This is a genomic window from Cellulosimicrobium sp. NPDC057862 (assembly GCF_042797035.1).
GTDB lineage: Bacteria > Actinomycetota > Actinomycetes > Actinomycetales > Cellulomonadaceae > Cellulosimicrobium.
Genome location: NZ_JBHVMH010000001.1, coordinates 406560 through 429825, shown reverse-complemented (window position 1 = coordinate 429825; position 23266 = coordinate 406560). Strand labels below are relative to the sequence as shown.

Annotated in this window: 20 protein-coding genes; 14 read left to right on the top strand and 6 right to left on the bottom strand. The window is 73.6% G+C overall.

The features are described from left to right. Nucleotides 1-9: 9 nt before the first annotated feature. Nucleotides 10-1218 carry a beta-ketoacyl-[acyl-carrier-protein] synthase family protein gene (locus tag ACFVN3_RS01770; RefSeq protein ID WP_378229939.1) on the bottom strand — a complete coding sequence of 403 codons (1209 nt, stop codon included), beginning with the start codon at nt 1216-1218 and terminating at the stop codon, nt 10-12. A gap of 202 nt (nt 1219-1420) precedes the next feature. On the opposite strand from ACFVN3_RS01770, the gene ACFVN3_RS01765 reads away from it, so the two are divergent. Further along, a complete protein-coding gene (locus ACFVN3_RS01765; protein WP_378229937.1) occupies nt 1421-2176 on the top strand; it encodes a hypothetical protein in 756 nt (251 codons plus the stop codon). Nucleotides 2177-2185: 9 nt separating this feature from the next. Here ACFVN3_RS01765 and ACFVN3_RS01760 read toward each other — a convergent pair whose 3' ends face one another. Further along, nucleotides 2186-3280 carry an amidohydrolase family protein gene (locus ACFVN3_RS01760; protein ID WP_378229935.1) on the bottom strand — a complete coding sequence of 365 codons (1095 nt, stop codon included), beginning with the start codon at nt 3278-3280 and terminating at the stop codon, nt 2186-2188. A 196-nt stretch (nt 3281-3476) separates the two neighbouring features. Here ACFVN3_RS01760 and ACFVN3_RS01755 point away from each other — a divergent pair, with 196 nt between their 5' ends. From ACFVN3_RS01755 to ACFVN3_RS01730, 6 genes are all read left to right on the top strand, one after another. Then, nucleotides 3477-4364: an SIS domain-containing protein gene (locus ACFVN3_RS01755; protein WP_378229933.1), complete on the top strand. Its 888-nt coding sequence runs from the start codon at nt 3477-3479 to the stop codon at nt 4362-4364. A gap of 129 nt (nt 4365-4493) precedes the next feature. Next, nucleotides 4494-5792 (top strand): ABC transporter substrate-binding protein, encoded by a 1299-nt coding sequence (locus ACFVN3_RS01750; protein WP_378229931.1) that lies wholly within the window; start codon nt 4494-4496, stop codon nt 5790-5792. Then, the gene (locus ACFVN3_RS01745; protein ID WP_378229929.1) at nt 5789-6709 is read left to right on the top strand and encodes a carbohydrate ABC transporter permease; all 921 of its coding nucleotides are present in this window, start codon (nt 5789-5791) and stop codon (nt 6707-6709) included. Before ACFVN3_RS01750 ends, ACFVN3_RS01745 begins: the two co-directional genes overlap by 4 nt. Continuing rightward, on the top strand, nt 6709-7644 hold the full coding sequence (locus ACFVN3_RS01740) for a carbohydrate ABC transporter permease (protein ID WP_378229927.1): 936 nt from the start codon (nt 6709-6711) through the stop codon (nt 7642-7644). Before ACFVN3_RS01745 ends, ACFVN3_RS01740 begins: the two co-directional genes overlap by 1 nt. Continuing rightward, a complete protein-coding gene (locus ACFVN3_RS01735) occupies nt 7641-8645 on the top strand; it encodes a carbohydrate kinase family protein (protein WP_378229925.1) in 1005 nt (334 codons plus the stop codon). The genes ACFVN3_RS01740 and ACFVN3_RS01735 overlap by 4 nt, the downstream gene beginning before the upstream one ends. Continuing rightward, nucleotides 8642-9577, top strand: a complete 936-nt coding sequence (locus ACFVN3_RS01730) for a 1-phosphofructokinase family hexose kinase (RefSeq protein WP_378229923.1) — start codon at nt 8642-8644, stop codon at nt 9575-9577. The genes ACFVN3_RS01735 and ACFVN3_RS01730 overlap by 4 nt, the downstream gene beginning before the upstream one ends. 31 nt (nt 9578-9608) lie before the next feature. Here ACFVN3_RS01730 and ACFVN3_RS01725 read toward each other — a convergent pair whose 3' ends face one another. Next, nucleotides 9609-10448, bottom strand: coding sequence for a DeoR/GlpR family DNA-binding transcription regulator (locus ACFVN3_RS01725; protein ID WP_378229921.1), 840 nt, complete (start codon nt 10446-10448; stop codon nt 9609-9611). 142 nt (nt 10449-10590) lie between these two features. Here ACFVN3_RS01725 and ACFVN3_RS01720 point away from each other — a divergent pair, with 142 nt between their 5' ends. From ACFVN3_RS01720 to ACFVN3_RS01710, 3 genes are all read left to right on the top strand, one after another. After that, nucleotides 10591-11907, top strand: a complete 1317-nt coding sequence (locus ACFVN3_RS01720) for an alpha-glucosidase/alpha-galactosidase (RefSeq protein WP_378229919.1) — start codon at nt 10591-10593, stop codon at nt 11905-11907. Further along, nucleotides 11904-12752, top strand: coding sequence for a class II fructose-bisphosphate aldolase (locus ACFVN3_RS01715; protein WP_378229917.1), 849 nt, complete (start codon nt 11904-11906; stop codon nt 12750-12752). Before ACFVN3_RS01720 ends, ACFVN3_RS01715 begins: the two co-directional genes overlap by 4 nt. A gap of 84 nt (nt 12753-12836) precedes the next feature. Continuing rightward, entirely contained in the window at nt 12837-13772 is a 936-nt protein-coding gene (locus tag ACFVN3_RS01710; protein ID WP_378229915.1) for an endo alpha-1,4 polygalactosaminidase, read from the top strand. A 43-nt stretch (nt 13773-13815) separates the two neighbouring features. On the opposite strand, the gene hrpA is transcribed toward ACFVN3_RS01710, so the two are convergent. After that, nucleotides 13816-18534, bottom strand: coding sequence for an ATP-dependent RNA helicase HrpA (gene hrpA / locus ACFVN3_RS01705; RefSeq protein WP_378229913.1), 4719 nt, complete (start codon nt 18532-18534; stop codon nt 13816-13818). Between the two features lie 108 nt (nt 18535-18642). Here hrpA and ACFVN3_RS01700 point away from each other — a divergent pair, with 108 nt between their 5' ends. Continuing rightward, a complete protein-coding gene (locus tag ACFVN3_RS01700; protein ID WP_154797530.1) occupies nt 18643-18930 on the top strand; it encodes an Arc family DNA-binding protein in 288 nt (95 codons plus the stop codon). Continuing rightward, nucleotides 18927-19355 carry a type II toxin-antitoxin system VapC family toxin gene (locus ACFVN3_RS01695; protein ID WP_378229910.1) on the top strand — a complete coding sequence of 143 codons (429 nt, stop codon included), beginning with the start codon at nt 18927-18929 and terminating at the stop codon, nt 19353-19355. Before ACFVN3_RS01700 ends, ACFVN3_RS01695 begins: the two co-directional genes overlap by 4 nt. A 10-nt stretch (nt 19356-19365) precedes the next feature. On the opposite strand, the gene ACFVN3_RS01690 is transcribed toward ACFVN3_RS01695, so the two are convergent. Together ACFVN3_RS01690 and ACFVN3_RS01685 are read right to left on the bottom strand one after the other, a co-directional pair. Further along, nucleotides 19366-19929 (bottom strand): GNAT family N-acetyltransferase, encoded by a 564-nt coding sequence (locus ACFVN3_RS01690; protein ID WP_378229908.1) that lies wholly within the window; start codon nt 19927-19929, stop codon nt 19366-19368. Nucleotides 19930-20021: 92 nt separating this feature from the next. Next, a complete protein-coding gene (locus ACFVN3_RS01685) occupies nt 20022-20972 on the bottom strand; it encodes a helix-turn-helix transcriptional regulator (protein WP_378229906.1) in 951 nt (316 codons plus the stop codon). Nucleotides 20973-21102: 130 nt separating this feature from the next. Here ACFVN3_RS01685 and ACFVN3_RS01680 point away from each other — a divergent pair, with 130 nt between their 5' ends. Both ACFVN3_RS01680 and ACFVN3_RS01675 read left to right on the top strand, forming a co-directional pair. Next, nucleotides 21103-22230: an epoxide hydrolase family protein gene (locus ACFVN3_RS01680; RefSeq protein WP_378229904.1), complete on the top strand. Its 1128-nt coding sequence runs from the start codon at nt 21103-21105 to the stop codon at nt 22228-22230. A gap of 104 nt (nt 22231-22334) precedes the next feature. Continuing rightward, the gene (locus tag ACFVN3_RS01675) at nt 22335-23246 is read left to right on the top strand and encodes a siderophore-interacting protein (RefSeq protein WP_378229902.1); all 912 of its coding nucleotides are present in this window, start codon (nt 22335-22337) and stop codon (nt 23244-23246) included. The last annotated feature ends 20 nt before the right edge of the window (nt 23247-23266 follow it).

Below are 23266 nucleotides of genomic sequence, written 5' to 3'. Positions count from 1 at the left end.
ATCACATCGTCAGTCGCGCGAGACCACGACGCTCGCGCTGTGGCCGCCGAAGCCGAACGCGTTGACCAGCGCGTGCCGGGCGGTCGTCTCCCGGGCGCTGCCGCGGACGACGTCGAGGTCGATCGCCGGGTCCTGCGCGTCGAGGTTGAGCGTGGGCGGCACGCGTCCGTCGCGCACGGCGAGCAGCGCGACGAGGATGCCCAGCGCGCCCGAGGCGCCGAGCAGGTGACCCGTCGCGCCCTTGGTGCTGGTCACGGGCGGCGGCATGCCGAGCGCGGCGTGGAGGGCATCGGACTCGTTGACGTCGCCCACCGGGGTCGACGTCGCGTGCGCGTGGACGAGGCCGAGGTCGCCGGGGGAGAGGCCTGCCGACCGCAGGGCCATCCCGATCGTCCGGGCCTGGTTCTCGGGGTCGCCGCCGACGATGTCGAACGCGTCGGAGGTCAGCGCGGCGCCGGAGACGACGCCGTGCACCGCCGCGCCGCGGGCCCGCGCGTGCTCCTCGCTCTCGAGGACGAGGAGCGTCGACCCCTCGCCCATGACGAAGCCGTCGCGGTGCGCGTCGAACGGTCGCGACGCGCGCTCGGGCTCGTCGTTGCGGGTCGACATGGCCCGCGCCGCGGCGAACGCGGCGAGGGAGAACGGCCGGACCCCTGCCTCCACGCCGCCGCACACGACGACGTCCGCGGACCCGGCGAGGATCATCTCGCGGCCCATCGTGATCGCCTCCGACCCCGCGGCGCACGCGCTGATCGGCGCCCGCGCGCCCGCCTTGGCGCCCAGGTCGATCGACAGCCACGCCGCGGGCCCGTTGGCCATGAGCATCGTCACGGTGTGCGGCGAGACGCGGCGGGGCCCCTGCTCGTCGAGCACGTGGGACTGGTCGAGCGTCGTCGCGATGCCGCCGTTCGCGGACCCGACGACGACCGCGAGGCGCGTGGGGTCGACGTCGGGCGACCCCGCCGAGGCCCAGGCCTCGCGGCCCGCGACGAGCGTGAGCTGCTCCGCCCGGTCCGTCCGGCGCGCCTCGCGCACCGCGAGCCCTTCCGCGAAGGCGTCGTCCACCCGCGCCGCGATGCGCACGGGCAGGTCGGCGGCCCAGTCCTCCTTGATGGCGCGCACCCCGGGCTCTCCGCGCAGCAGCGCGTCCCAGGTGTCCGCCGCGGTGAGCCCGACCGGGGTCACCGCCCCGTAGCCGGTGACGACGGCTCGTGTCATGGTGTCCCCCTACCTGCGGGCGTCGCCTCGTCGGACGACGGTTGTGGTCGATGGGTCCCATTTCAAGACATCCGTATGGGGTTTGTCTTGTCCGACAGTGTGACAGTGCGCACGCTGTCACCCACCACGAGTGAAGCGGCGGGTCGGTCATCCGACCACGACGGGCTCGCAAGGTCGCGTACGGTCGGCACACAGACGGGACATGGAGGAGCGCAAGGTGGGCCGTGCTGGGCGGGTGGTCGGGGCCGGGCTGGCGGCCGTCCTGGGCCTCGGAGCCTGCGCGACGGCGGACGGGCCGGCGGGCGGGACCGCGGGCGAGGGGTCGTACCGGTGCTGGGAGACGGTGGTCCCCGAGGACGCGCTGGAGGGGGGCGTGACGGCGGACCGGCTCAGCCCGGAGGGGAGCGCCGCCCTCGACGGCACCGAGGTGCCGCCGATCGACCCGACCGAGTGGACCGTCGTCGAGGACGGTGCCGAGCGGGTCGCCCTCCTGCGCGAGCTCGACGACCCCGAGGACCTGGGCGCGGGCGACGTGCGCACGCACGAGATGCTGGTGATCGAGTGGACCGACGCGCCGAACCTCGACCCGTCGCCCACGTGGTTCCTCACCGCCGCGCAGACCTGCGCGCTGCGCGCCGACCTCGGCGGGCTCGGCACGGCGACGCTCACCCTCGACCCGGAGCACCCGCCGGTGCCCGACGCGCGCGAGCTGCACCTGCTCGTCACCGAGATGGCGTGCAACAACGGTGAGGACGCGGAGGGTCGGGTGCGGCTGTCCGCGCTCGCCGTGCGCGACGACGCCGTCGAGGTGACCGTCGGCGTCGAGCCGCGCACGGGCGGGGCGAGCTGCCCGTCGAACCCGCCGACGCCTTTCGTCGTCGAGCTCGACGAGCCGCTCGGCGGCCGCGTCGTCCTCGACGTGTCGGTCCACCCGGCGCGGGAGGTCGTGCTGCCCTGACCCGGCGGGTCAGGCCCCGTCGAGCCCGAGCACCCGGCTCGCGTTGCCCGCGTAGAGCGCCGGCAGGAGGTGTGCGGGGAGGTCCGCTCCCGAGATGGCCCACCGGCCCTGCGGCGGGACCGGTTCGCCGGGGGCGTAGGAGAAGTGCTCGTCGGCCGTCTCGAGGAACCGGAAGTGCGTCTCGAGCTGCTCGCGGGACAACGGGAACGCGTCGGTGCCGAACAGGACCCGGTCGGGGAAGTCCTCGACGAGCCGGCGGAAGCGCCGTGGCTGACGCCCGAGCTCGCCCAACCGGCCCGCGACGTCGACGACGAGGTTCGGAGCGGCCCGCAGGAGCCGTGAGACGTGGTCGAGGTCCTCCGCGACGCAGCCGACGTGCGCGCCGACGTAGGTGGTCCCGGGCGTCGCGACCAGCAGGCGCTCGAACGCATCGAGCAGGTGCTCGAACGACGGGTACCGGGAGCGGTCCGCGAACGACCACGACGGTTGCGCGGCGAGCTCGTCGACGCGCTCGTTGTACCGGTCGAGCGGGTCGAAGAACGCCTTCGGGTCGGCGACGTGGATCAGGACGGGCAGCCCGAGCTCGCCCGCGAGCGCGAGCGTCTCGACGACGCGAGGGTCGTCGGGCGCGACGAGCGCGCCGTCCGGGCCGGTGACGGTCAGGCCGAGGTTCTTCCACACCTTGAGCCCGCGCGCACCGCGCGCCGCGGCGTCGCGGAGCTGGCGCTGCACCTGGAGCTCTCCGCCGGCGTGGGCGAGCGCGGTCCAGTCGACCTGGCAGAACGTGAGGAACCGGTCCGGGTGCGCACGGTCGTAGCGGTCGAGGTTGGCCTCGAGCTCGTCCCCCCACAACCCGTCGAGGTTGACGACCGTGCGCACGTTCGTCCGGTCGAGGAGGTCGAGCAGCGCGGGGACGTCGGGCGCGCACCAGTCCCCGGTGAGCCAGCGGCCCAGGTGGTTGTGGACGTCGACGGCGGGTACCGCGGCCCGGGGGACGTCGGTCCGGGGGAGCTGCACGCGGGCGCGCGGCTCCCAGTCGGCGAGCCGGAGGTCGGGTGCGGGCGGCGCCGGGGGCGGGGTGGCGTGGTGGAGGGGTTCGGTCACGCTTCCGAGCATCAGTCCCGCGCGCGCAGATTTCACGGATGTTACGCGAATCGATCATCTGGAGTGAGTGAATGCGCCACTCTGCGTGACTATCGCGCAGAGGATGAGCAGGATCTTGGGCATCGGGTCCGCAGCGCGCGGTACCCACCCACCGCTGGACCCGGGGTCACGGCCCCGCCGACGACAGGACAAGCACGTGAGCCCGAGCGCCGTCACCGAGCGTGAGATCCACAGCCAGCCCGAGGTGTGGGCCAAGGCCCTCGCGGGCGGACCTGCCACCGGCTCCGTGCTCGGCGCGCCCGGCGAGCGCGTCCTCGTGCTCGGGTGCGGGACGAGCGCGTTCGTCGCCGAGGCGATCGCCGTCCTGCGCGAGGACGCCGGCCTCGGCGAGACCGACGCCGCGTACGCGTCGGAGTGGCACCCGACGCGTCGCTACGACCGCGTGGTCGTCATCAGCCGTTCCGGGACCACGAGCGAGTGCCTCGAGGCGCTCGCGGCCGTCCCGGCCGGCACGCGCACCGCCGCGGTCGTCGGAGTCGCCGGAACGCCCGTCGCCCTCGCCGCGGACGACGTCCTCGTGCTCGACCTCGCGGACGAGGAGTCGGTCGTCCAGACACGGTTCCCGACCACCGTGCTCGCCGTCGCCCGCCAGGCGTTCGGGGAGAACCTCTCCGATCTCGTCGAGCAGGCCGAGCGGGCGCTCGCGGCGCCGCTGCCCGTCGAGCCGGGCGCGTTCGAGCACTTCGTGTTCCTCGGCCGCTCGTGGGCCTACGGCCTCGCTCAGGAGGCAGCGCTGAAGATCCGCGAGGCGGCGCAGGCCTGGTCCGAGTCCTACCCGGCGCTCGACTACCGGCACGGGCCGGTCGCCGTCGCGACCGACGCGACGCTCGTGACGCTGCTCGGCGACGACGACCCGGCGCTCGCCGAGGACGTGCGGCGCACCGGGGCGACCGTCGTGCACCTCGACGGGGACCCGCTGGTCCAGCTCGTGCAGTGCCAGCGCCTCGCCGTCGCCCTCGCCACCGACCGCGGCCTCGACGCCGACGCGCCGCGCCACCTCACCCGCTCCGTCGTCCTCGGCTGAGGACGACCCGCGACAGCCCGTCACCGACGGGGACGCAGTACCCGGACACTCGACGAAGAGACCGCCCAAGAGACAAGGCCGACAATGTTCCGTCATCCCACCCGCCGCCGTCCCGACCGTCCCCACGCCGTGGCCCGGGGAGCCGCAGCCTCGGTCGTCGTGTCCGGCGCGCTGCTGCTCGCCGCGTGCTCGTCGGGGACGCCGGGGGCCACGACCCTCGACCCCGAGGCCGACGTCACGCTCACGTGGTGGACCGGTCAGGCCGACCAGGCCCAGACCATCCTCACGGGCCTCGCCGAGGAGTTCGAGGAGCTCCACCCCAACGTGACGATCGAGGTGTCCTCGGGGGCGCCCTCGACGGAGGACCTGCTGCAGAAGCTGTCGTCCTCGTTCGCGGGAGGCACCTACCCGGACATCTCCTACGCGTTCGGGTCCTGGGCGAGCGAGCTCGCCGAGTCGGAGCGCACGCTCGACATCACCGACCAGGTGAGCGACCCTGACGTCGGCTGGGACGAGTTCTCCGGGGCCGCCCGCGCCACCGCCCAGCCGGACGGCGAGACGACGATCGGCTTCCCGGCCGTCGTCGACAACCTCTCCCTCCTGTACAACAAGACGGTGTTCGACGCCGCCGGCGTGGACTACCCCACCGAGGACTGGACCTGGGACGACTTCCGCACCGCGGCGAAGGAGCTCACGGACCCCGCGACGAGCACCTACGGCTACGCGTACGGCGTCTCCGGCTCCGAGGAGACGACCTGGCAGTTCTGGCCGCACCTGTGGCAGCGGGGCGGCGAGATCCTCGACGAGTCCGGCACCACGGCGACGTTCGACTCCGACGCCGGCGTGGACGCGCTGACGTTCCTGCGCGACATGGCCGTCGAGGACGGGTCGGTCTACCTCGACCAGACGGACACCAAGTTCACGCAGATCTTCGCGAGCGACCAGATCGGCATGGTCACGTCGGGGCCGTGGACCCTGTACGACCTCCAGGTCGCGGGCACGGAGTACGGCGTGGTCCCCCTGCCCGCCTACGACGGCGAGCACACGACGATCTCCGGCGCCGACCTGTGGGTCCTGTTCGACCACCAGGACGCGAACCGCGAGCACTGGGCCTACGAGTTCACGAAGTGGCTGACCGACCCCGAGCAGGACGTGCGCTGGAACGTCGTCTACGGCAACCTCCCGCTGCGCGAGAGCGAGATCGACTCGCCGGAGTTCCAGGCGCAGGTCGCCGCGATGCCCGGCCTGGACGTCATGGCGCAGAACAGCGAGAACGCCACGATCCCGCGCCCGACCGTGCCGGGGTACGTGAACCTCTCCGAGGCGGTCGGCACGGCCGTCTCCGAGGTCCTCCAGGGCAAGGGCGAGCCGCGCGAGGCGCTCGAGCACGCCGCCGCCGAGTCGAACGACGCGCTGGCGGACCAGTGACGACGACGCTCGCGCCCACCCCCGCCCGGCGCGCCCCGCGGCGCCGCCGGACGGGGGAGGCGCTCGCCGGGTGGGGCTTCGTCACTCCCGCGACGCTCCTCGTCGTCGGGCTGTCGATCTTCCCCGCGGTCTGGGCGTTCCTGCTGTCGTTGCAGGACTGGAACGGCTTCTCCACCCCCGAACCGGTGGGCGCGGACAACTACCGGCGCATGCTGACCGACGCCGAGCTGGGCGCCGCGGTGGGGCACACGCTCCTGTACACCGCGCTGTTCGTCCCGGCCTCGCTCTTCCTCGGGCTCGGCCTCGCGGTCGCGCTCAACCGCCGGCTCGTCCTGGTGGGGATCTACCGCACCCTCGTGTTCCTGCCGTTCGTGGTCTCCGCGGCAGCCACCGGCATCCTCACCACCTACCTGTTCAACCCGCAGTTCGGGTTCGTGAACAACGTGCTCCGCGTCCTCGGCCTCCCGCAGCAGGGCTGGCTCGAGGACCCGTCCCAGGCGATGGTCGTCATCACGATCATGTCGTTGTGGGGGCAGGCCGCGTTCACGACCGTCATCTACCTCGCCGCGCTCCAGGACATCCCGGTCGAGCTCGCGGAGGCCGCCCGCGTGGACGGGGCGAACCGGTGGCAGTCGTTCTGGCACGTGACGTTCCCCCAGCTCGCACCGGTCACGGTGTTCGTCGCCATCTGGCAGACGATCCAGGCGATCCAGCTCTTCGACCTCGTCTACACGACGACGCGCGGCGGCCCGCTCGGGTCGACGGAGACGGTCGTGTACTACCTGTGGAAGGCGGCGTTCAAGGAGCTCGAGTTCGGGTACGCCTCGGCCGTGGCGTACGGGCTGTTCGCCGTGACCCTGCTCATCACCATCGCCGTGACGCTCTACTCCCGCCGCACGAAGGTTGGTGGACTCTGATGCCGACGACCGTTCCCGGACCCGCTGCCCCCGTCGCGCTGCCCGGCGGACCGCACGCGCTGCCACCCGGCGCCCCGGACGGCCCGCCGACCGCCGCCGCGACGCCCGCACCGCGCCGCCGGCGGCGGCGTTCCTGGCTGTGGCACCTGCTGCTCGTTCCGGTCGCGGCGCTGTTCGCGACGCCGTTCGTGCAGATGTTCCTCACGTCGCTCACGCCCGAGGCGGAGATCAACCGGTTCCCCCCGCGGTTCTGGCCCTCGCAGCTCACGCTCGACGGCTACGTCAAGCTCTTCACCGAGACGGACGTGCTGCGCTGGACGACGAACACCGTCCTCGTCTCGGTCGTCGCCGTCGCGTCCCACATCGTGCTCTGCTCGCTCGCCGGGTACGGGTTCGCGCGGCTCAAGTTCCCGGGCCGCACTTTCGGGTTCCTCGCGATCATGGCGACGATCATGATCCCGACCCAGCTCCTCATGGTCCCGACGTACGTCCTCTTCGCGCGCATCGGCATCATCGACACGCTCGCCGCCGCGATGGTCCCGTGGCTCGCGTCGGCGTTCGGGATCTTCCTCATGCGCCAGTTCTTCCTGTCGCTGCCGCCCGAGCTCGAGGAGGCGGCCGTCCTCGACGGGTGCTCACGGCTCTCCACGTTCTGGCGGATCATCCTCCCGCTCGCGCGGCCCGCGCTCGCGACGCTCGCGATCTTCACGCTGCTCGGCTCGTGGAACGACCTCGTCTGGCCGCTCATCGCGATCAACGACCCGTCGTCGTTCACGCTCCAGCTCGGCATCACGAACTTCCAGGGCGCACGCCGGACCGACTGGTCGCTGCTCATGGCGAGCAACGTCGTCGCGACCTTGCCGCTGGTGCTGTTCTTCCTGTTCGCCCAGCGCCAGTTCATCGCCACCATGACCTTCACGGGAGTCAAGGGATGACCACGCCCTCCGCCCTGCCCGCAGCAGCCGACCGGACCGCCCCACGACCCGTCGTCGTGGTCGGGGACGCGAACGTCGACCTCGTGCTGCGCGGTGACGTCGTCCCGCGCTTCGGCCAGGCCGAGCAGCTCGCCGACTCAGGCGACCTCGTCCTCGGTGGCTCGGCGAGCATCGCGGCCGCCGGTGTCGCGCGCCTCGGGGTGCCGACGACGCTCGTCGCGCGGGTCGGTGCGGACACGTTCGGCGCCTTCACGCTCGACGCGCTCCGTGGTGCGGGCGTGGACGTGTCGGCGGTCGAGGTCGCCGGAGACGAGGCGACGGGGCTCTCGGTGATCCTCTCCACCCCCGACGACCGGGCGATCCTCACCGTCCCGGGCACGATCCCGACCCTCACCGGCTCGCACGCGCTCGCCGTGCTCGACGGCTGGGCCGGACCTCCTGGCGTCGTGCACGTCGCGTCGTACTTCCTCCAGCCGCGCCTGGCCGCCGACCTGCCCACCGTCCTCGCGGACGCGCACGAGCGCGGGTGGGCGACGAGCCTCGACACGAACTGGGACCCCGCCGAGCGCTGGACCGGGCTCGCGGACCTGCTGCCCCACGTGGACGTCCTGCTGCCGAACCGCAACGAGCTGCGCGCCGTCGCCGCCGCCCTGGGCGCCCGCTCGCCGCAGGGTTCGGCGGACGAGTCCGACGTCGCGCTCGCCCGGGCGGTCGCTGCGCGCGGCCCCCGCGTCGTGGTCAAGGACGGTGCGCGGGGCGGGTGGTCCGTGGGACGCGCAGGCGTCGTCGTGCGCGTCCCGGGGCTCGCCGTGGACGTGGTCGACACCACCGGCGCCGGTGACAGCTTCGACGCCGGATACCTCGCGGCCCTCGCGCACGGGATCGAGGACGAGGCCGAGCGGGTGCGCTGGGCGGCCTGCGCCGGCTCGCTGTCGACGCTCGGCCCGGGAGGCACTGGAGCGCAGGCCTCGCTCGCCGTGCTGCGGGCCGCGCTCGTATGATCTCCGCGCTCGCCCTCAGCCCCTCGCTCGACGTCACGTACGTCGTCGACGCGCTCGAGGGGATCCAGCGCCCGCGCGAGGTCCGTCGCGTCGGCGGCGGCAAGGCGCTCAACGCGGCCCGCGCCGCCGCGACGCTCGGCGCGCGCACGGCGGCGGTGGCGGTCCTCGCCGGGGGGTCGGGCGAGGACGTCGCGGCAGGGGCGAGAGCCGACGGCGTGGACCTGCACGTCGTGCCGGGAGAGCACCCGACGCGCACCTGCGTCTCGGTCCTGGCCGCGGGGACAGGTGCGCTGACCGAGATCTACGAACGTGCCGTCCCGGTGGGGTCGGCCACGCTCGACCGTGCCGTCGGGCTCGCGCTCGACCTCGCCGCGCACGAGGGCGGATGGTGGCTGCTGTCCGGAGGGCTCCCCGGCACCATCGCGCCGAGCGTGGTCGGCACCGTCGTCGGTCGGCTGCGGGCGGCGGGTGCCTACGTGGCGGTGGACAGCCACGGTCCGGCGCTCGCGGGCGCCGTGGAGGAGCGACCGGACCTGGTCAAGGTGAACCGGGCCGAGGCGGCGGAGCTGCTGGGCGTCCCTGCGGACACGCCGGGTCCAGGGCTCGTCACCGGGATCCGCCTCCGGTCGGGCGGCCTCGTGGTCGTCACGGACGGCGCGGAGGGGGCGTGGGCGAGCGACGGCACGAGCGTCCTGCGCGTGCGGCTCGAGGGCCACGTCGGCCCGTTCCCGGTGGGGAGCGGCGACTCGTTCCTGGGCGGGATGCTCGTCGCGCTCGACGCGGGGGCGTCCCTCGCCGAGGCGGTGGCGCTCGGTGCCGCCGCGGGCACGGCCAACGCCCAGGTCCCTGGAGCGGCCGTCCTGGACCCGGAGCTGGTCCGACGCCTGGTCGACGAGGTCACGGTCGAGACGTCGGCCGTCCCCGTGGCGTAGCCCCCGACCGGGGGCAGTGCAGCTCGGTCGGCTACTCGGTCGGCCGCCCGGACGTGACCGGGGCGTCGTCGGGCACCACCTGGACGTCGACGCCGGCCGACGCGATTGCCTCCAGCGCCGCCGGGTCGGCGGACGAGTCCGTCACGAGCACGTCGATCTCCTCGAGGTCCGCCATCTTGGCGAGCGTCACGCGCCCCACCTTCGACCCGTCCGCGACCACGACGACGCGCTCGGCGTGCGCGACCATCGCGTGGTTGGTGCGCGCCTCGGTCTCGTCGTGCGTCGTTGCGCCGCCGCGCACGCTGATGCCGTCCGTGCCCAGGAAGGCCGTGCCGACGTTGATCGCGTTGAACGTGTGCTCGGCGAGCACGCCGACGGCCTCCAGCGAGCTCGACCGGACGAACCCGCCGGTCATGATGACCTGCAGGTTGCTGCGCGCGGCGAGCTCGGTCGCCGTCGTCAGCGCGTTCGTGGCGATCGCGAGGTCGGGGCGCGTCGCGAGGGCGCGTGCGACGGCGGCCGCCGTCGTGCCGCCGCTGATCGCGACGGAGTAGCGTCCCGGCGGGAGCAGCCCGGCGGCGTGCTGGGCGATGCGCAGCTTCGCCTCGCGGAACCGGGAGTCGCGCAGGAGCACCGGGACCTCCGTCGTGGGGTCGAGGGCGCGCACCCCGCCGTGCGTGCGCAGCACGAGGCCCTGCTCCTCCATGTCCGCGAGGTCGCGCCGCATCGTGGCCGAGGAGACGCCGAGCTCACGGACCAGCTCCGTGAGGCGTGCCGTGCCGTGCTCGTTGACGTACGTCAGCGCCCGCATCATGCGGTCGCTGCGCTTGTGGGAGATCGCGCGGGGCGCGGCGTCGGGTGCGACGGACATGCGCTTCCTTCCGGCGGTTGCGGGTGGGTGCCCGATGCTCTCGGCAGCGGACGAGGCAAATCGCTCACTCAAAGTGAGTGTTATCACCGAAATCTGATCGTATTCTTGCACAGTGCGCTCGACGGCGCCCAGGATCGTCGACATGGTCAGCATCGCGTTCGTCGGCGCCGGGAGCGTCGTCTTCACCCGCCAGCTCGTCGCCGACATCCTGCGCTACCCGGAGCTCGCCGACGCCCGCCTCGTGCTGCACGACATCGACCCTGAGCGACTCCGCGTCGCCGAGGGCACCGCGCGTCAGGTGAGCCGCCAGCTCGGGGCGTCGGCCACCGTCGAGGCGTACGCCGACCGTCGCCGGGCCCTCGACGGTGCCGACTTCGTCGTCAACATGATCCAGGTCGGCGGCATCGACGCGACGCTGAAGGACCTCGAGATCCCCGCGCGCCACGGCCTGCGCCAGACCATCGGCGACACGACCGGCGTCGGCGGCGTGTTCCGCGCGCTGCGCACGTTCCCGGTGCTCGAGGGCATCGCGAACGACATGCGCGAGCTCTGCCCGCAGGCGTGGCTGCTCAACTACACGAACCCGATGGCGATGAACGTGTGGTGGATCTCCACGGTCGCCCCTGACCTCAAGGTCGCTGGGCTCTGCCACTCCGTCTACTGGACCGCGCACGACCTCGCGGAGCTCGTGGGCGTCCCGGTGGAGGAGACGCGGTACCGGGCCGCGGGCGTCAACCACCAGGCGTGGCTGCTCGAGTGGGAGCACCAGGGAGAGTCGCTGTACCCCCGGCTGCGCGAGACGATCCGCCGGGACCCCGGGCTCGAGCGCCGCGTGCGCGTCGAGATCTTCCGCCGCCTCGGGTACTACCCGACGGAGACGAGCGAGCACTCGTCCGAGTACCTGCCGTGGTTCCTCCGCTCCGACGAGCAGATCGAGCGCTACCGCCTCCAGCCGCTCGAGTACGTCGGCATCAGCCGGGAGAACGTCGCCGAGTTCGAGGCCGCGCGGCGCGCGCTCGCCGCTGGCGAGGACCTCGCGCTCGAGGACGGCGCGAGCGAGTACGCGCCCCAGATCATCCACTCGCTGGTCACCGGGACGCCGCGCGAGGTGCACGTCAACGTCCCCAACCACGGACTGATCGACAACCTGCCCCAGGGTGCGGTCGTCGAGGTCCCGGCGGAGGTCGACGGAGACGGGTTGCGTCCCGTGCCGATGGGCTCGCTCCCGGTCCAGTGCGCGGCGCTCAACCAGCCGTACGTCTCCGTCGGGGCGCTCACCGTGGAGGCGGCGCGCACGGGCGACCCCCGGCTCGTGCGCCAGGCCGTGCTCATGGACCCGAACGCGTCCTCGACCCTCACGCCCGAGCAGATCTGGGCCCTGTGCGACGAGCTCGTCACGGCGCACGGCGACCTGCTCCCCGAGCCGCTGCGCGCCCTCGTGCCGGCGGGTGCCCTGTGACCTTGGCCGCGACGGGCAACCTCGTCGCTGCGGCGGCGCGCGACGGCGGGGCCGTGCTCGCGTTCAACGTCATCACGCTCGAGCACGCCGAGGGCATCGTCGCCGGCCTCGAGGACTCCGGGGCTCCCGGCATCCTGCAGATCAGCGAGAACGCCGTCCGCTACCACGAGGGCCGCATGACGGCGCTGGTCGCGGCCTGCCGCGAGATCGCCGTCGGCGCGCGCGTCCCCGTCTCGCTGCACCTCGACCACGTCCAGGACGCCGGCCTCGCGCGCCAGGTCGTCGACCAGGCGTGGCGCCTCGGGATCACCTCGATCATGGTCGACGCGGCGCACCTCGACTACGCGGACAACGTCGTCGCGACCCGCGACCTCACGCGGTCCGCGCACGACACCACGCTGTGGGTCGAGGCCGAGCTCGGGGAGATCGGCGGCAAGGACGGTGCGCACGCGCCCGGTGTGCGGACCGACCCGTACGAGGCGGCGTCCTTCGTCGCCGCGACGGGCGTGGACGGGCTCGCCGTCGCCGTCGGCAGCTCGCACGCGATGACGAGCGCGACCGCGGAGCTCGACCTCGACCTCGTCGAGCGGATCGCTGCCGAGGTCCCTGTCCCGCTCGTGCTGCACGGGTCGTCCGGCGTGCCCGCCGCGATGCTGCGCGACGCCGTCGCGCGCGGGATCCGGAAGATCAACGTCGGGACGGCGCTCAACGTCGGCTACACGCGCCAGGTGCGAGACTTCCTCGACGCGCACGACGCCGTCACCGACCCCCGCACCTACCTCGCCCCGGCGCGAGGAGCCGTACGCGACGCCGTCGACCGGCTCTGCACGCAGGTGTTCGCCTGACGCACCTCGGACCGTCCTGCATCTCCTGATCGGCACCCCCACCATGGCGCGCGGGCAGCGCGTCACGACGAGAGGAACGAGCACATGAGACGAACGACGACCGGCCTGGCCCTCGGCTCGGCGCTGGCGCTGACCGCGTGCGCGAGCGGCCCCGCCGTCGGCGACACGAACCCCGTCCCGGACTCGGCGCGCACGACCACGACCGACGTCACGAGCGCGGCCGCGGTCGAACTGCCGCCCACGAGCGGGATCCTCGACTATCAGCTCGGCGGCGCGTACGACGAGGTCGACGCCGGTTCCGGTCCGGTGACCCCCGACGTCGTGGTGCGCGACGCGACCGCGACGCCGCTCTCCGGGGCGTACAACGTCTGCTACGTGAACGGCTTCCAGACGCAGCCCGACGACGCCGACGTCTGGCTCGCGCACGAGGACCTGCTGCTGCACGACGCCGGCGGCGAGCTGGTCATCGACCCGGACTGGCCGGACGAGTTCGTGCTCGACCCCTCGACCGCGGCACAGCGCGAGGGGATCCTCGACGTCCTCGGCCCGGTGGTCACCGGATGCGCCGACGACGGGTTCGACGCGGTCGAGATCGACAACCTCGACACCTGGACCAGGTTCGACCAGATCGACGAGGCGGGCGCGCACGCGCTCGCCACGGCGTACGTCGCCCTCGCGCACGACGCGGGTCTCGCCATCGCCCAGAAGAACGCCGCGGAGATCACGCAGGTCGCGCACGACGACCTCGGCTTCGACTTCGCCGTGACCGAGGAGTGCGCGGTCTGGGACGAGTGCTCCGCGTACACCGACGTGTACGGCGACCACGTGCTGCAGGTCGAGTACCCTGGCCCGCTCGCGGGCGAGGGCCTCACGTTCGCCGACGTCTGCGCTCTCGGCGACCGCGCGCCCCTGACCGTGCTGCGCGACCTCTACCTCGTCACGCCGGACACCGACGTGAGCGGGTTCGACCCGGTCGAGGAGACGGGCGAGCCGTACTCGTACGTCTTCGAGACCTGCTGACTGCGGTGCCGCGGGCGGCGCCCACGCCGTCCGCCGCCCCGTGTCACCAGCCGTCGGGCGGCGCGAGGAGCCTGCGGATGCGCTTCTCGCTCACCGGGCCGTCGGTGCCGAGCTGCTGCGCGAACAGCGAGACACGCAGCTCCTCGACCAGCCACCGCACCTCGGCGAGGTCCGCGGCGCGGACCGGGTCGGCCGGGCCCTGGGCGTAGGCAGCACGGGCGCGCTGGTACGCCTCCTCGACGTCGTGCACGCGCCACGCGAGCTCGGCGTCGCGGTTCGGGTTCGCCTGCGCCTTCTCCAGCCGGTACGACGCCGCGCGCAGGTAGCGCGTGAGGTGCGGCAGCCGTCGGGGCGGGGTCTGGGAGACGAAGCCGTCGTGGATCAGGCCCGCGGCCTGGTCGCGCAGGTCGGTGAGCGTGTTGAGCAGCGCGAGGCTGTTCGACGCGCGGATCTCCGCGTCGAGGTTCCGCGACGCCGTGAGCGCCGCGACCACGTGCCCGACCACCTGGTGCACCTGGTCCTCCAGGTGCGTCCGCACGAACGCCCGCGCCGCCGCGTAGGCCTCGGCATCGCGGATCGTCGCGACCTCCGGCTGCGTGCCGTACTGCCCGCTGCCCCCGCTCGTCAGCGCGATCACCGCGGCGAGCTGGAGGTCCGCGACGAGCGCGTCCGTGTTCCGGTACGGACTGGCCGCCATCGTGAGGGACTGCGTCCCGTTCCACCGGCTCGTGATGCGCCCCGTCTGGAGCGCCGTCTCGGACAGCAGCAGACGCCGCACACCCCGCGCGTGCTCACGCGCCTGCACGTTGGCATCGGCGAGCACCCGCAGCGCGACGACCGGCTTGCCCTTCGCGTCCTGCTCCTCGACGACCGCGGGGTACCCCCGCACGACCACCCCACCCCCGAGGTCCGTCGACACCGCCGCGGGCAGCTCGCCGCCCGTGAGCTCGGGCCACGTCGTGAGACCGGTCTGCTCGGTGACGAGCGCGGTCGGGTCCCCGGCGGCTGCCGCTGCGCGTCCTGCACCTCGCCCGGGCGAGCCGATCGCCGTGGCCGCCCGCCCGTCGTCGGGCCCCGTGGCCTGGCTGTCGCGTGTCGGTGAGCCGGACGCGGAGGTGGTGGAGTGGGCGTCGGATGCGAAGGGCGTGGTGGGACTGGCGGGAGCGCCGTGAGGAACGAGCGGCGCGGATGGTAGCCCGAGCACCGACGCCCCCTCCGCCGCCGGACCCGGCCCCGCACCCGCGGCGCCCGTCCCCGCCCGAGATCCCGCCTCGCGCAACGCCGCACCGACCGCCCCCTTCACCGCGGCGCGGACCGCGGCCTGGTTCTGGGCGGCGAGGCGACGCTGGAGGGCGAGGAGGTCCTTCGACTCGTCGAGGACGACGGACCCGCCGCGGCCGCGCGGGTCCTCGACGCGGAACGTCATGCGCAGGTGCGCGGGCAGGCGCGCCTCCTGCTCGGGGCCCCACGCGTCGTCGGGGATGACGACGTCGCGCAGCGCCCGGACGGCGCGCGTGAACGCGACGTGGAACGGCTCGGCCATGTCGCCCGCGCGGGCCATGTCCTCCCAGGTGGGCGTGTGCTCGCGGAGCCAGGCCACGACGTCGCGCGCGACGTCGGGCGCGGGCACGAGCTGGACGCGGACCGGCTTGGGCAGCGAGCGGATCGTCGCGGTGGCGAGCTCGTCGAGCAGACCGGGGACCATCCAGTCGAACCCGTCGGGCACGACGCGGTTGAGCACGGAGATCGGGACGTGCACGGTGACGCCGTCGGCCTCGGTCCCGGGCTGGAACTGGTACGTCAGCGGCAGGGTGAGCTCGCCCTGGGGCCAGGCCTCGGGGAACTGGGACGTGTCGATCTGCTCGGCGTCGGGCACGAGCTGTTCGAGCGTGAAGGTGAGCAGGTCGGGGTCGCGGCGCCGCGCCGTCTTCCACCAGCGGTCGAAGTGCGCGGCGGACACGACGTCGTCGGGCACGCGCTCGTCGTAGAAGTCGAACAGCACGTCGTCGTCGACGACGAGCCCGCGCTGGCGCGAGCGCGCCTCGAGCTCCTCGGCCTCGTCGAGGAGCTTGCGGTTGTCGCGGAAGAACTGATGGTGCGTCGTCCACTCGCCCTGCACGAGCGCGTGCCGCACGAACATCTCGCGCGCGGCCTCGGGGTCGACCTTGGCGTAGAGGACCTTGCGGTCGGCGACGATCGGCACGCCGTACAGCAGCACCTTCTCGGTCGCGATCGCCGCGCCGCGCTTGGTCGACCAGTGCGGCTCGGAGTACGTGCGCCGCGCGAGGTCGCCTGCGAGGTCCTCGGCCCACTCGGGCTGGATGCGCGCGACGTCGCGCGCCCACAGCCGCGACGTCTCGACGAGCTCGCCCGCCATGATCCACGCCGGCGGCTTCTTGCTCAGCGGCGAGCCGGGGAAGATCGCGAACCGCGCGCCGCGCGCGCCGGTGTACTCGTTGCGCGCCTGCTTCTGCGCGCGCCGCAGCGCCTTGGCCCGGGCCTCGCCCTTGAGGTGCGCGACCGACGACGCCTTCACGTCGCCCGTGTCCTGCATCCCGATCTGCGACAGCAACCCGGACAGGAGCGCCTTGTGGATCGTGTCGCCGTCCCAGGCGCGCTTGTACGCGGCGCTCGTCTCGGCAGCGGCCGGGTCGGGAGCCGTGGTGGGGTCCGCGGCGGGTGAGCCCGACGCACCCTCCGCCGCCGAACCCGAGCCGGAGCGCCCGGCGCGCGGCCTGTACGACATGTCGATACCGAGGGGCTTGGACATCTCGCGGAGCTGGGCGACGACGTCCTGCCACTCGCGGATGCGCAGGAAGTTGAGGTACTCGGCCTTGCAGAGGCGGCGGAAGGCCGACGACGAGAGCTCGTGCTGCTGCTCGCGGACGTACTCCCAGACGTTGAGGTACGTGAGGAAGTCGGAGTGCGGGTCGGTGAAGCGCGCGTGCGCCTGGTCGGCCTGCGCGCGGACTTCGGCGGGGCGCTCACGGGGGTCCTGGATCGACATGACGGCGGCGATGATCGCGACCTCCCGCGCGACGCCGAGCTTCGAGCCCTCCCAGATCATGCGGGCGAGGCGCGGGTCCATGGGGAGCTGCGCGAGGACGCGCCCGACCTCGGTGAGGCGCGTGACGCCGTCGGACGAGGCGAGGGCGCCGAGCTCGGTGAGGAGCTGGACGCCGTCGCGCACGGCGCGCGTGTCCGGGGGCTCGACGAACGGGAATCGGGCGACCTCGTCGGGGGTCTCGACGACGCCGACGGAGATCATCTGGAGCAGCACGGACGCGAGCGACGTGCGCAGGATCTCGGGCTCGGTGAACTCGGGCCGGGAGACGAAGTCGTCCTCGGAGTAGAGCCGGATCGCGATGCCGTCGGCGACTCGGCCCGAGCGGCCGGAGCGCTGGTTGGCGCTCGCCTGGGACACGGGCTCGATGGGAAGCCGCTGCACCTTGGTCGCCTTGGAGTAGCGCGAGATGCGTGCGGTGCCCGGGTCGACGACGTAGTGGATGCCCGGCACGGTGAGCGACGTCTCGGCGACGTTGGTCGCGAGCACGATGCGCCGCGAGGAGTGCGCCTGGAACACCCGGTGCTGCTCGGCCGACGACAGCCGCGCGTACAGCGGCAGGATCTCGACGCGCTGCGGGTGCTTCGCGTCGGTCACGCGGTCCTTGAGGTGTCCGGTGAGCGCGTCGGCGGCGTCGTGGATCTCGCGCTCGCCGGACAGGAACACGAGGATGTCGCCGTGCCCCTCGCGCATGAGCTCGTCGCACGCGTCGACGATGCCGGTCACGAGGTCCTTCTCCTCGGCGCCGGCGCGACCCTTCGCCTTCCCGGAACCGGGGTCGACGTCGGGGGACAGCGGCCGGTACCGGATCTCGACCGGATAGGTGCGGCCGGACACCTCGACGACGGGCGCGGCGTCGGGCAGCGCGTCGACCACGTAGTCCGGGGCGCCCCCGAGCGACGCGAGGTGCGCGGGGGAGAAGTGCTGCGCGAAGCGCTCGGAGTCGATCGTCGCCGACGTGATGATCAGCTTGAGGTCGGGGCGGCGCGGCAGGAGCCGCGCGAGGTAGCCGAGCAGGAAGTCGATGTTGAGGGACCGCTCGTGCGCCTCGTCCACGATGATCGTGTCGTACGCGAGCAGCTCCGGGTCGCGCTGGATCTGCGCGAGCAGGATGCCGTCGGTCATGACCTTGACGAGCGTGTCCTCGCTGGAGGTGTCGGTGAACCGCACCTGGTACCCGACGACGCCGCCGAGCTCCGTGCCGAGCTCCTCCGCGATGCGCTCGGCGACCGTGCGCGCGGCGATGCGGCGGGGCTGGGTGTGCCCGACCTGGCCCGCCCGGCCCCGGCCGAGCTCGAGCGCGATCTTGGGGAGCTGCGTCGTCTTCCCGGAGCCCGTCTCGCCCGCGACGATGACGACCTGGTGGTCGCGGATCGCGGCGGCGATGTCCGCGCGCCGCGCGCTGACGGGGAGCTGCTCGGGGTACGTGATCGGCGGGACCGTCACGCTCTCGCGCGCCTGCGCGGCCCGCTCGAGCTGCGCGCGGCTCACCTGCCGTGGGCCCGACGCCGTCCGCTCGCCCCGCCCGCGTCGCGTCGGCCCCGTGGTCGTCGAGGTGCCCGACGTCGGGCGGTCGCCTCGACCACGGCCGCGGCGGTTCCCGCGGCGCCGGCGACCCTCGCGCGGGGTGCCCTCGGCGGCGCCGTCCCGCTGGGGAGGGCGCGCGTCAGGCTGGTTCGCTGCGGGCTCGGTACTCACGACGGTCCATTCTCTCAACCCGTCGCAACTTCATTGCTCCCGAGGGCGGGACGACCCTGGCGGACAGTGCTGTCATCTTGCTAGCGTGGTTTCTCGGAGGTGGTCGAGATGGCGACGCTGACGATCCGAGGGCTCGACGACGACGTGCGCGAACGGCTGCGTGCCCGGGCCGCAGAGCACGGCCGGTCCATGGAGGCGGAGATCCGCGCGATCCTCACGTCTGCGGTGACGGCACCGAGCGGGTTGGAACGCGGGCTCGGCACCTTCATCCACAGCTCGTTCGCCGACGCCGGGCTGACGGTCGAGCTCGACCTGCCCCCGCGCTCGGAGCACGGACGCGCCGTCGACTTCTCCGACGAGCCGGGCGGGTCGGACCGCGAGGTCGCGGACGCGTGATCGTCCTCGACACGAACGTCGTGTCCGAGGCGATTCGCCCGGTACCCGAGGCGCGCGTGCTCCGCTGGCTCGACGCGCAGGCTCCGGAGGCGTTGTGGATCACGGCCGTCACCGTCGGCGAGATCGTCCACGGCGTGGCTCGGCTGCCCGAGGGGCGGCGCCGGGACCGCCTCGCCGCGCTCATCGAGGAGCACGTCACCACGACCTTCTCGGGCCGGGTGCTCGCGTACGACGCCGACGCCGCGCGCGTCGGTGGCACCCTCCTCGCGCTCCGCGAGCGAGCGGGGCGGCCGATGAGCATGGCCGACGCGCAGATCGCCGCGATCTGTCGCGTGCACGACGCGACGCTCGCGACGCGCAACGTCCGCGATTTCATCGGCACCGGCGTGGCCGTCGTCGACCCGTGGGGCACCGGGCCGTCCTGACCGAGCGCGCTCAGCCGAGCGCGTGGCGCATGACGACGCGCGGCACGCCGCCGCTCACGCCGGTGGTCGGGGCGGCGCGCACGAACCCGGCCCGCTCGAACAGCGCGACAGTGCCGACGTACCCGGAGATCACGTCGACGCGCTCGCCGCCCGTGTCCACGGGATAGCCCTCGACGGCCGGCGCGCCGTGCGCGGCCGCGTGCTCGACCGCGCCGGCGAGCAGGCGGTGCATCAGCCCGCGGCGCCGGTACCCGGCCCGGACGACGAAGCACACCGCGCTCCACGCGTCGAGGTCGTCGACGAACGGGATGGTCCGGGCGTTCATCAACCGGCGGTAGGTGCTGCGCGGCGCGACGGAGCACCAGCCCGCGACCTCGCCGTCGACGTAGGCGAGCACGCCCGGCCCGGGGTCGGTCGTGCACAGGTCGGCCATGAACCCGGGGCGGTCCTCCGCGCTGACCCGGCTGTCGCGGTAGGACATGCACCAGCACCCGCGCACGCCCTCCTTCCGCGGGCCCACCACGGTGGCGAAGTCGTCGTAGCGCCCGACGGCGGAGCGCACCTCCACGTCCATCCCGCCCAGGCTAGGCGCGCCCACCCACGCGGGCGAGCGCCGCCGTCGGGCCTCACGCCGGGGGTGGGGCGGGCGCAGACCGCCCCGACGAGTCAGTCGGGCGTCGCGCGGGCGTACCGGGCGGCGAGAGCGTGCACGTGGTCGACGAGTGCCTGCGGCTCCGTCACGTGGAAGTCCAGGCCCAGCATCCCGACCCACACCGCGACGACCTCGACGCTGTCGCCGCCGGTGACGAGGACGCAACGGTCGTCGTCGAGCGGCTCCACCGTGCCGACCGTCGGGTTGATGCGCCGCAGCACCTCCTCGGCGGGCGCGTCGACGACGACCCGGGCGTGGACGGTCCACCCGGTGCGCGCGACCTCCCGCACGACGAACTCGGTCATGTCCCCGGGGAAGTCCACCGGTGTGAAACGTCGCCCGCCCGGCACGCGCAGCACGAGCCAGTCGACGCGGTAGGGACCCCACGCGCCGGTCTCCGGGTCGCGCGCGACGAGGAACCATCGGCGCTGCCACGCGACGAGGCGGTACGGCTCGAGCTCCAGCGGCTCGTCGCGGTAGAAGCAGCGCAGGCCCTGGTGGTCGCGCACTGCGTCGGCGAGGGCGGTCAGCGTGTCCGGGTCGACGACCGGGTCCTCGACGTTCGAGTCGGTGTTCGCCGGCCCGGCGGCGCTCGCGGACCGCAGCGCGACGAGGCGGCGGCGCAGCCGGTCCGGCATGACCTGCTCGAGCTTGGCCAGCGCGGACGCACCGGACTCCTCGAACCCCGCCGTGCCGGTCGCGGCCCGCAGCCCGACGGCGACCGCGACGGCCTCGGCGTCGTCGAGCAGCAGCGGGGGCAGCCGGGCGCCCGCGCCCAGCCGGTAGCGACCGCCCGGCCCGCGCACGGCGTCGACGGGGTAGCCGAGCTCGCGCAGGCGCGCGACGTCGTTGCGGACGGTGCGGTCCGTGACGTCGAGGCGCGCGGCGAGCTCGGCGCCCGACCAGTCGGGACGAGACTGGAGCAGCCCGAGCAGGGCGAGCATGCGGGCCGAGGTGGAGGCCACGGGTCCCTCCGAGAGAGCGCCGGAAGAAAGTCGGAACCGAGCCAGAATAACGGAACAAACCGTTCCTGAACCCTGCGTAACGTCGGTACCAGAGCAGGGCACGAGGCCCCGCCCGACCGAGGAGGCAATCATGAGCAGCACGACCCTCGAGCACCGCCCGTTCTCCGTCGCCGTCCCGCAGGCCGACCTGGACGACCTGCGCGAGCGCCTCGAGCGGACCCGCTTCGCGCCGGCCGCCCCCGGCGACTCCTGGGACTACGGCACGCCCGCGTCCTACCTGCACGACATGGTCGGGCGCTGGACGGCGTTCGACTGGCGCTCCGTCGAGGACCGGGTGAACGCCTACCCGGGCTTCCGCACCGAGATCGACGGCCAGCCGATCCACTACCTGCACGTGCGCTCGCAGCACGAGGACGCGACGCCGCTGCTCCTGGCGCACTCGTACCCCGGGTCGTTCCTCGACTTCCTCGACATGATCGACCCGCTCGTCGACCCCGTCGCGCACGGCGGGCGGCCCGAGGACGCGTTCCACCTCGTGATCCCGTCCATGCCGGGCTTCGGGTTCTCCACGCCCGTCGTCGGGGACACCGACTGGACCATGGCGCACGTCGCTCGCGCCTACGACGTGCTCATGCGCGACCTCGGCTACGCGTCCTACGGGATCCACGGCAGCGACGGCGGCGCGATGGTCTCGCGCGAGCTCGCGATCCTCGACCCGGAGGGCTTCCGCGGCGCCCACGTGCTCCAGCTCTTCTCCTTCCCGTCCGGCGCGGCGGGCGAGATGGACGGCTTCGGCGAGAAGGAGTTCGCGGCGCTCGGTCACCTCCAGTGGTTCCAGTCCGTGGGCGCCTACAACACGATGAACGCGTCCCGCCCGCAGACGATGGCCGCCGGCCTCGCGGACTCGCCCGTCGCCGTCCTCGCGTACCACGAGCTGTTCGAGAGCTTCGGCAACGGGACGAGCCTCGTGAGCGCCGACCAGGTGCTCGCGCAGGCGACGCTCTACTGGCTGACGAACTCCTACGCGACCGCCGCGCGCTACCACTACGCCGAGCAGCGGTCGGGCGTGGAACCGGTCGTCAGCCAGGGCCGGATCGGCGTCGCGGTGTTCAAGGACGACTTCCAGACGATCCGCGCCTTCGCCGAGCGCGACAACGCCCGGATCGAGCACTGGTCCGAGTTCCCGCGCGGCGGCCACTACGCGTCGCTCGAGGTCCCCCTGGACGTCGTCGCCGACCTCCGGGTGTTCTTCGCCTGACACCGGGGTCGTCGAGAACGGGGCGACGCGCCCTCGACCACGACGTCGCTGTCGTCATCGGCCGGATGACGACAGCGACGTCGTGCTCGGCGCAGAATGGGGCGGTGTTCGACCGACCCGTCACCCGCCTCGAGCCCCTCCCGCGCCGTGTCCGGGTGCACGCCGTGCAGGAGACGTCCGGGGCGCTGCGGCGCATCACGTTCCGTGACGCCGTCCCGACCGGGCACGACGACGGGCGGGTGGCCGGGCCGGGTGCCGACGACTCGGGCGGGACCTCGCTCGCGACGCTGCGCGCACCGGGCCCGGACGACCACGTCAAGGTCTTCCTGCCTGACCCGGCGACCGGCGTCCTGCACGCCCCGACGCTCACGACCGACGGCGCGCTCCAGCGCCCGACGGGCGTCGTGTCGATCTCGCGCGAGCTGACGGTGCGGGCGACGCGGACCGTCGACGGCGTCCCGGAGGTCGACGTCGACTGCGTGCTGCACGGCGGCGGCGACCCGGGTGCGCCGCCCACCGGCGAGGGCGGCCCGGCGTCGGCCTGGGCTGCGGGTGCCGGGATCGGCGACGAGGTCGTGCTCGCGGGTCCGACGACGAGCCGGGGCGTGCCGGAGGGCGTCGCGCGGCTGCTGCTCGTCGGGGACGAGACCGGGCTGCCGGCGCTCGCGCGCTGGGTCGACGCCGTCGGGGCGGACGTGCCGGTGACGGCGATCGTGGAGATCGGCGACGACGTGGACGAGGCGTTCGTCGAGGACGAGCTCGGCCGCGCGACGCTCGAGCTCCTGTACCGCACCGACGGGCCGGGCCAGCTTGCGGAGGCGGTGCGCGCGCTCGGCCCGCTCGACGCCGGCGAGTACGTGTTCGGCGCCGGAGAGGCGACCGACCTCGCCCAGGTGCGCCGCGACCTGCGGCGGGGCTGCGCACGTCCCGCCCAGCTCGCACTCCACGGCTACTGGCGCCGCGGCGTGGTCAACCTCGACCCCGACGCACCTCTGGACCCAACCGACCCCGACTGAGCGGGGGCCCGGTTCGTGTG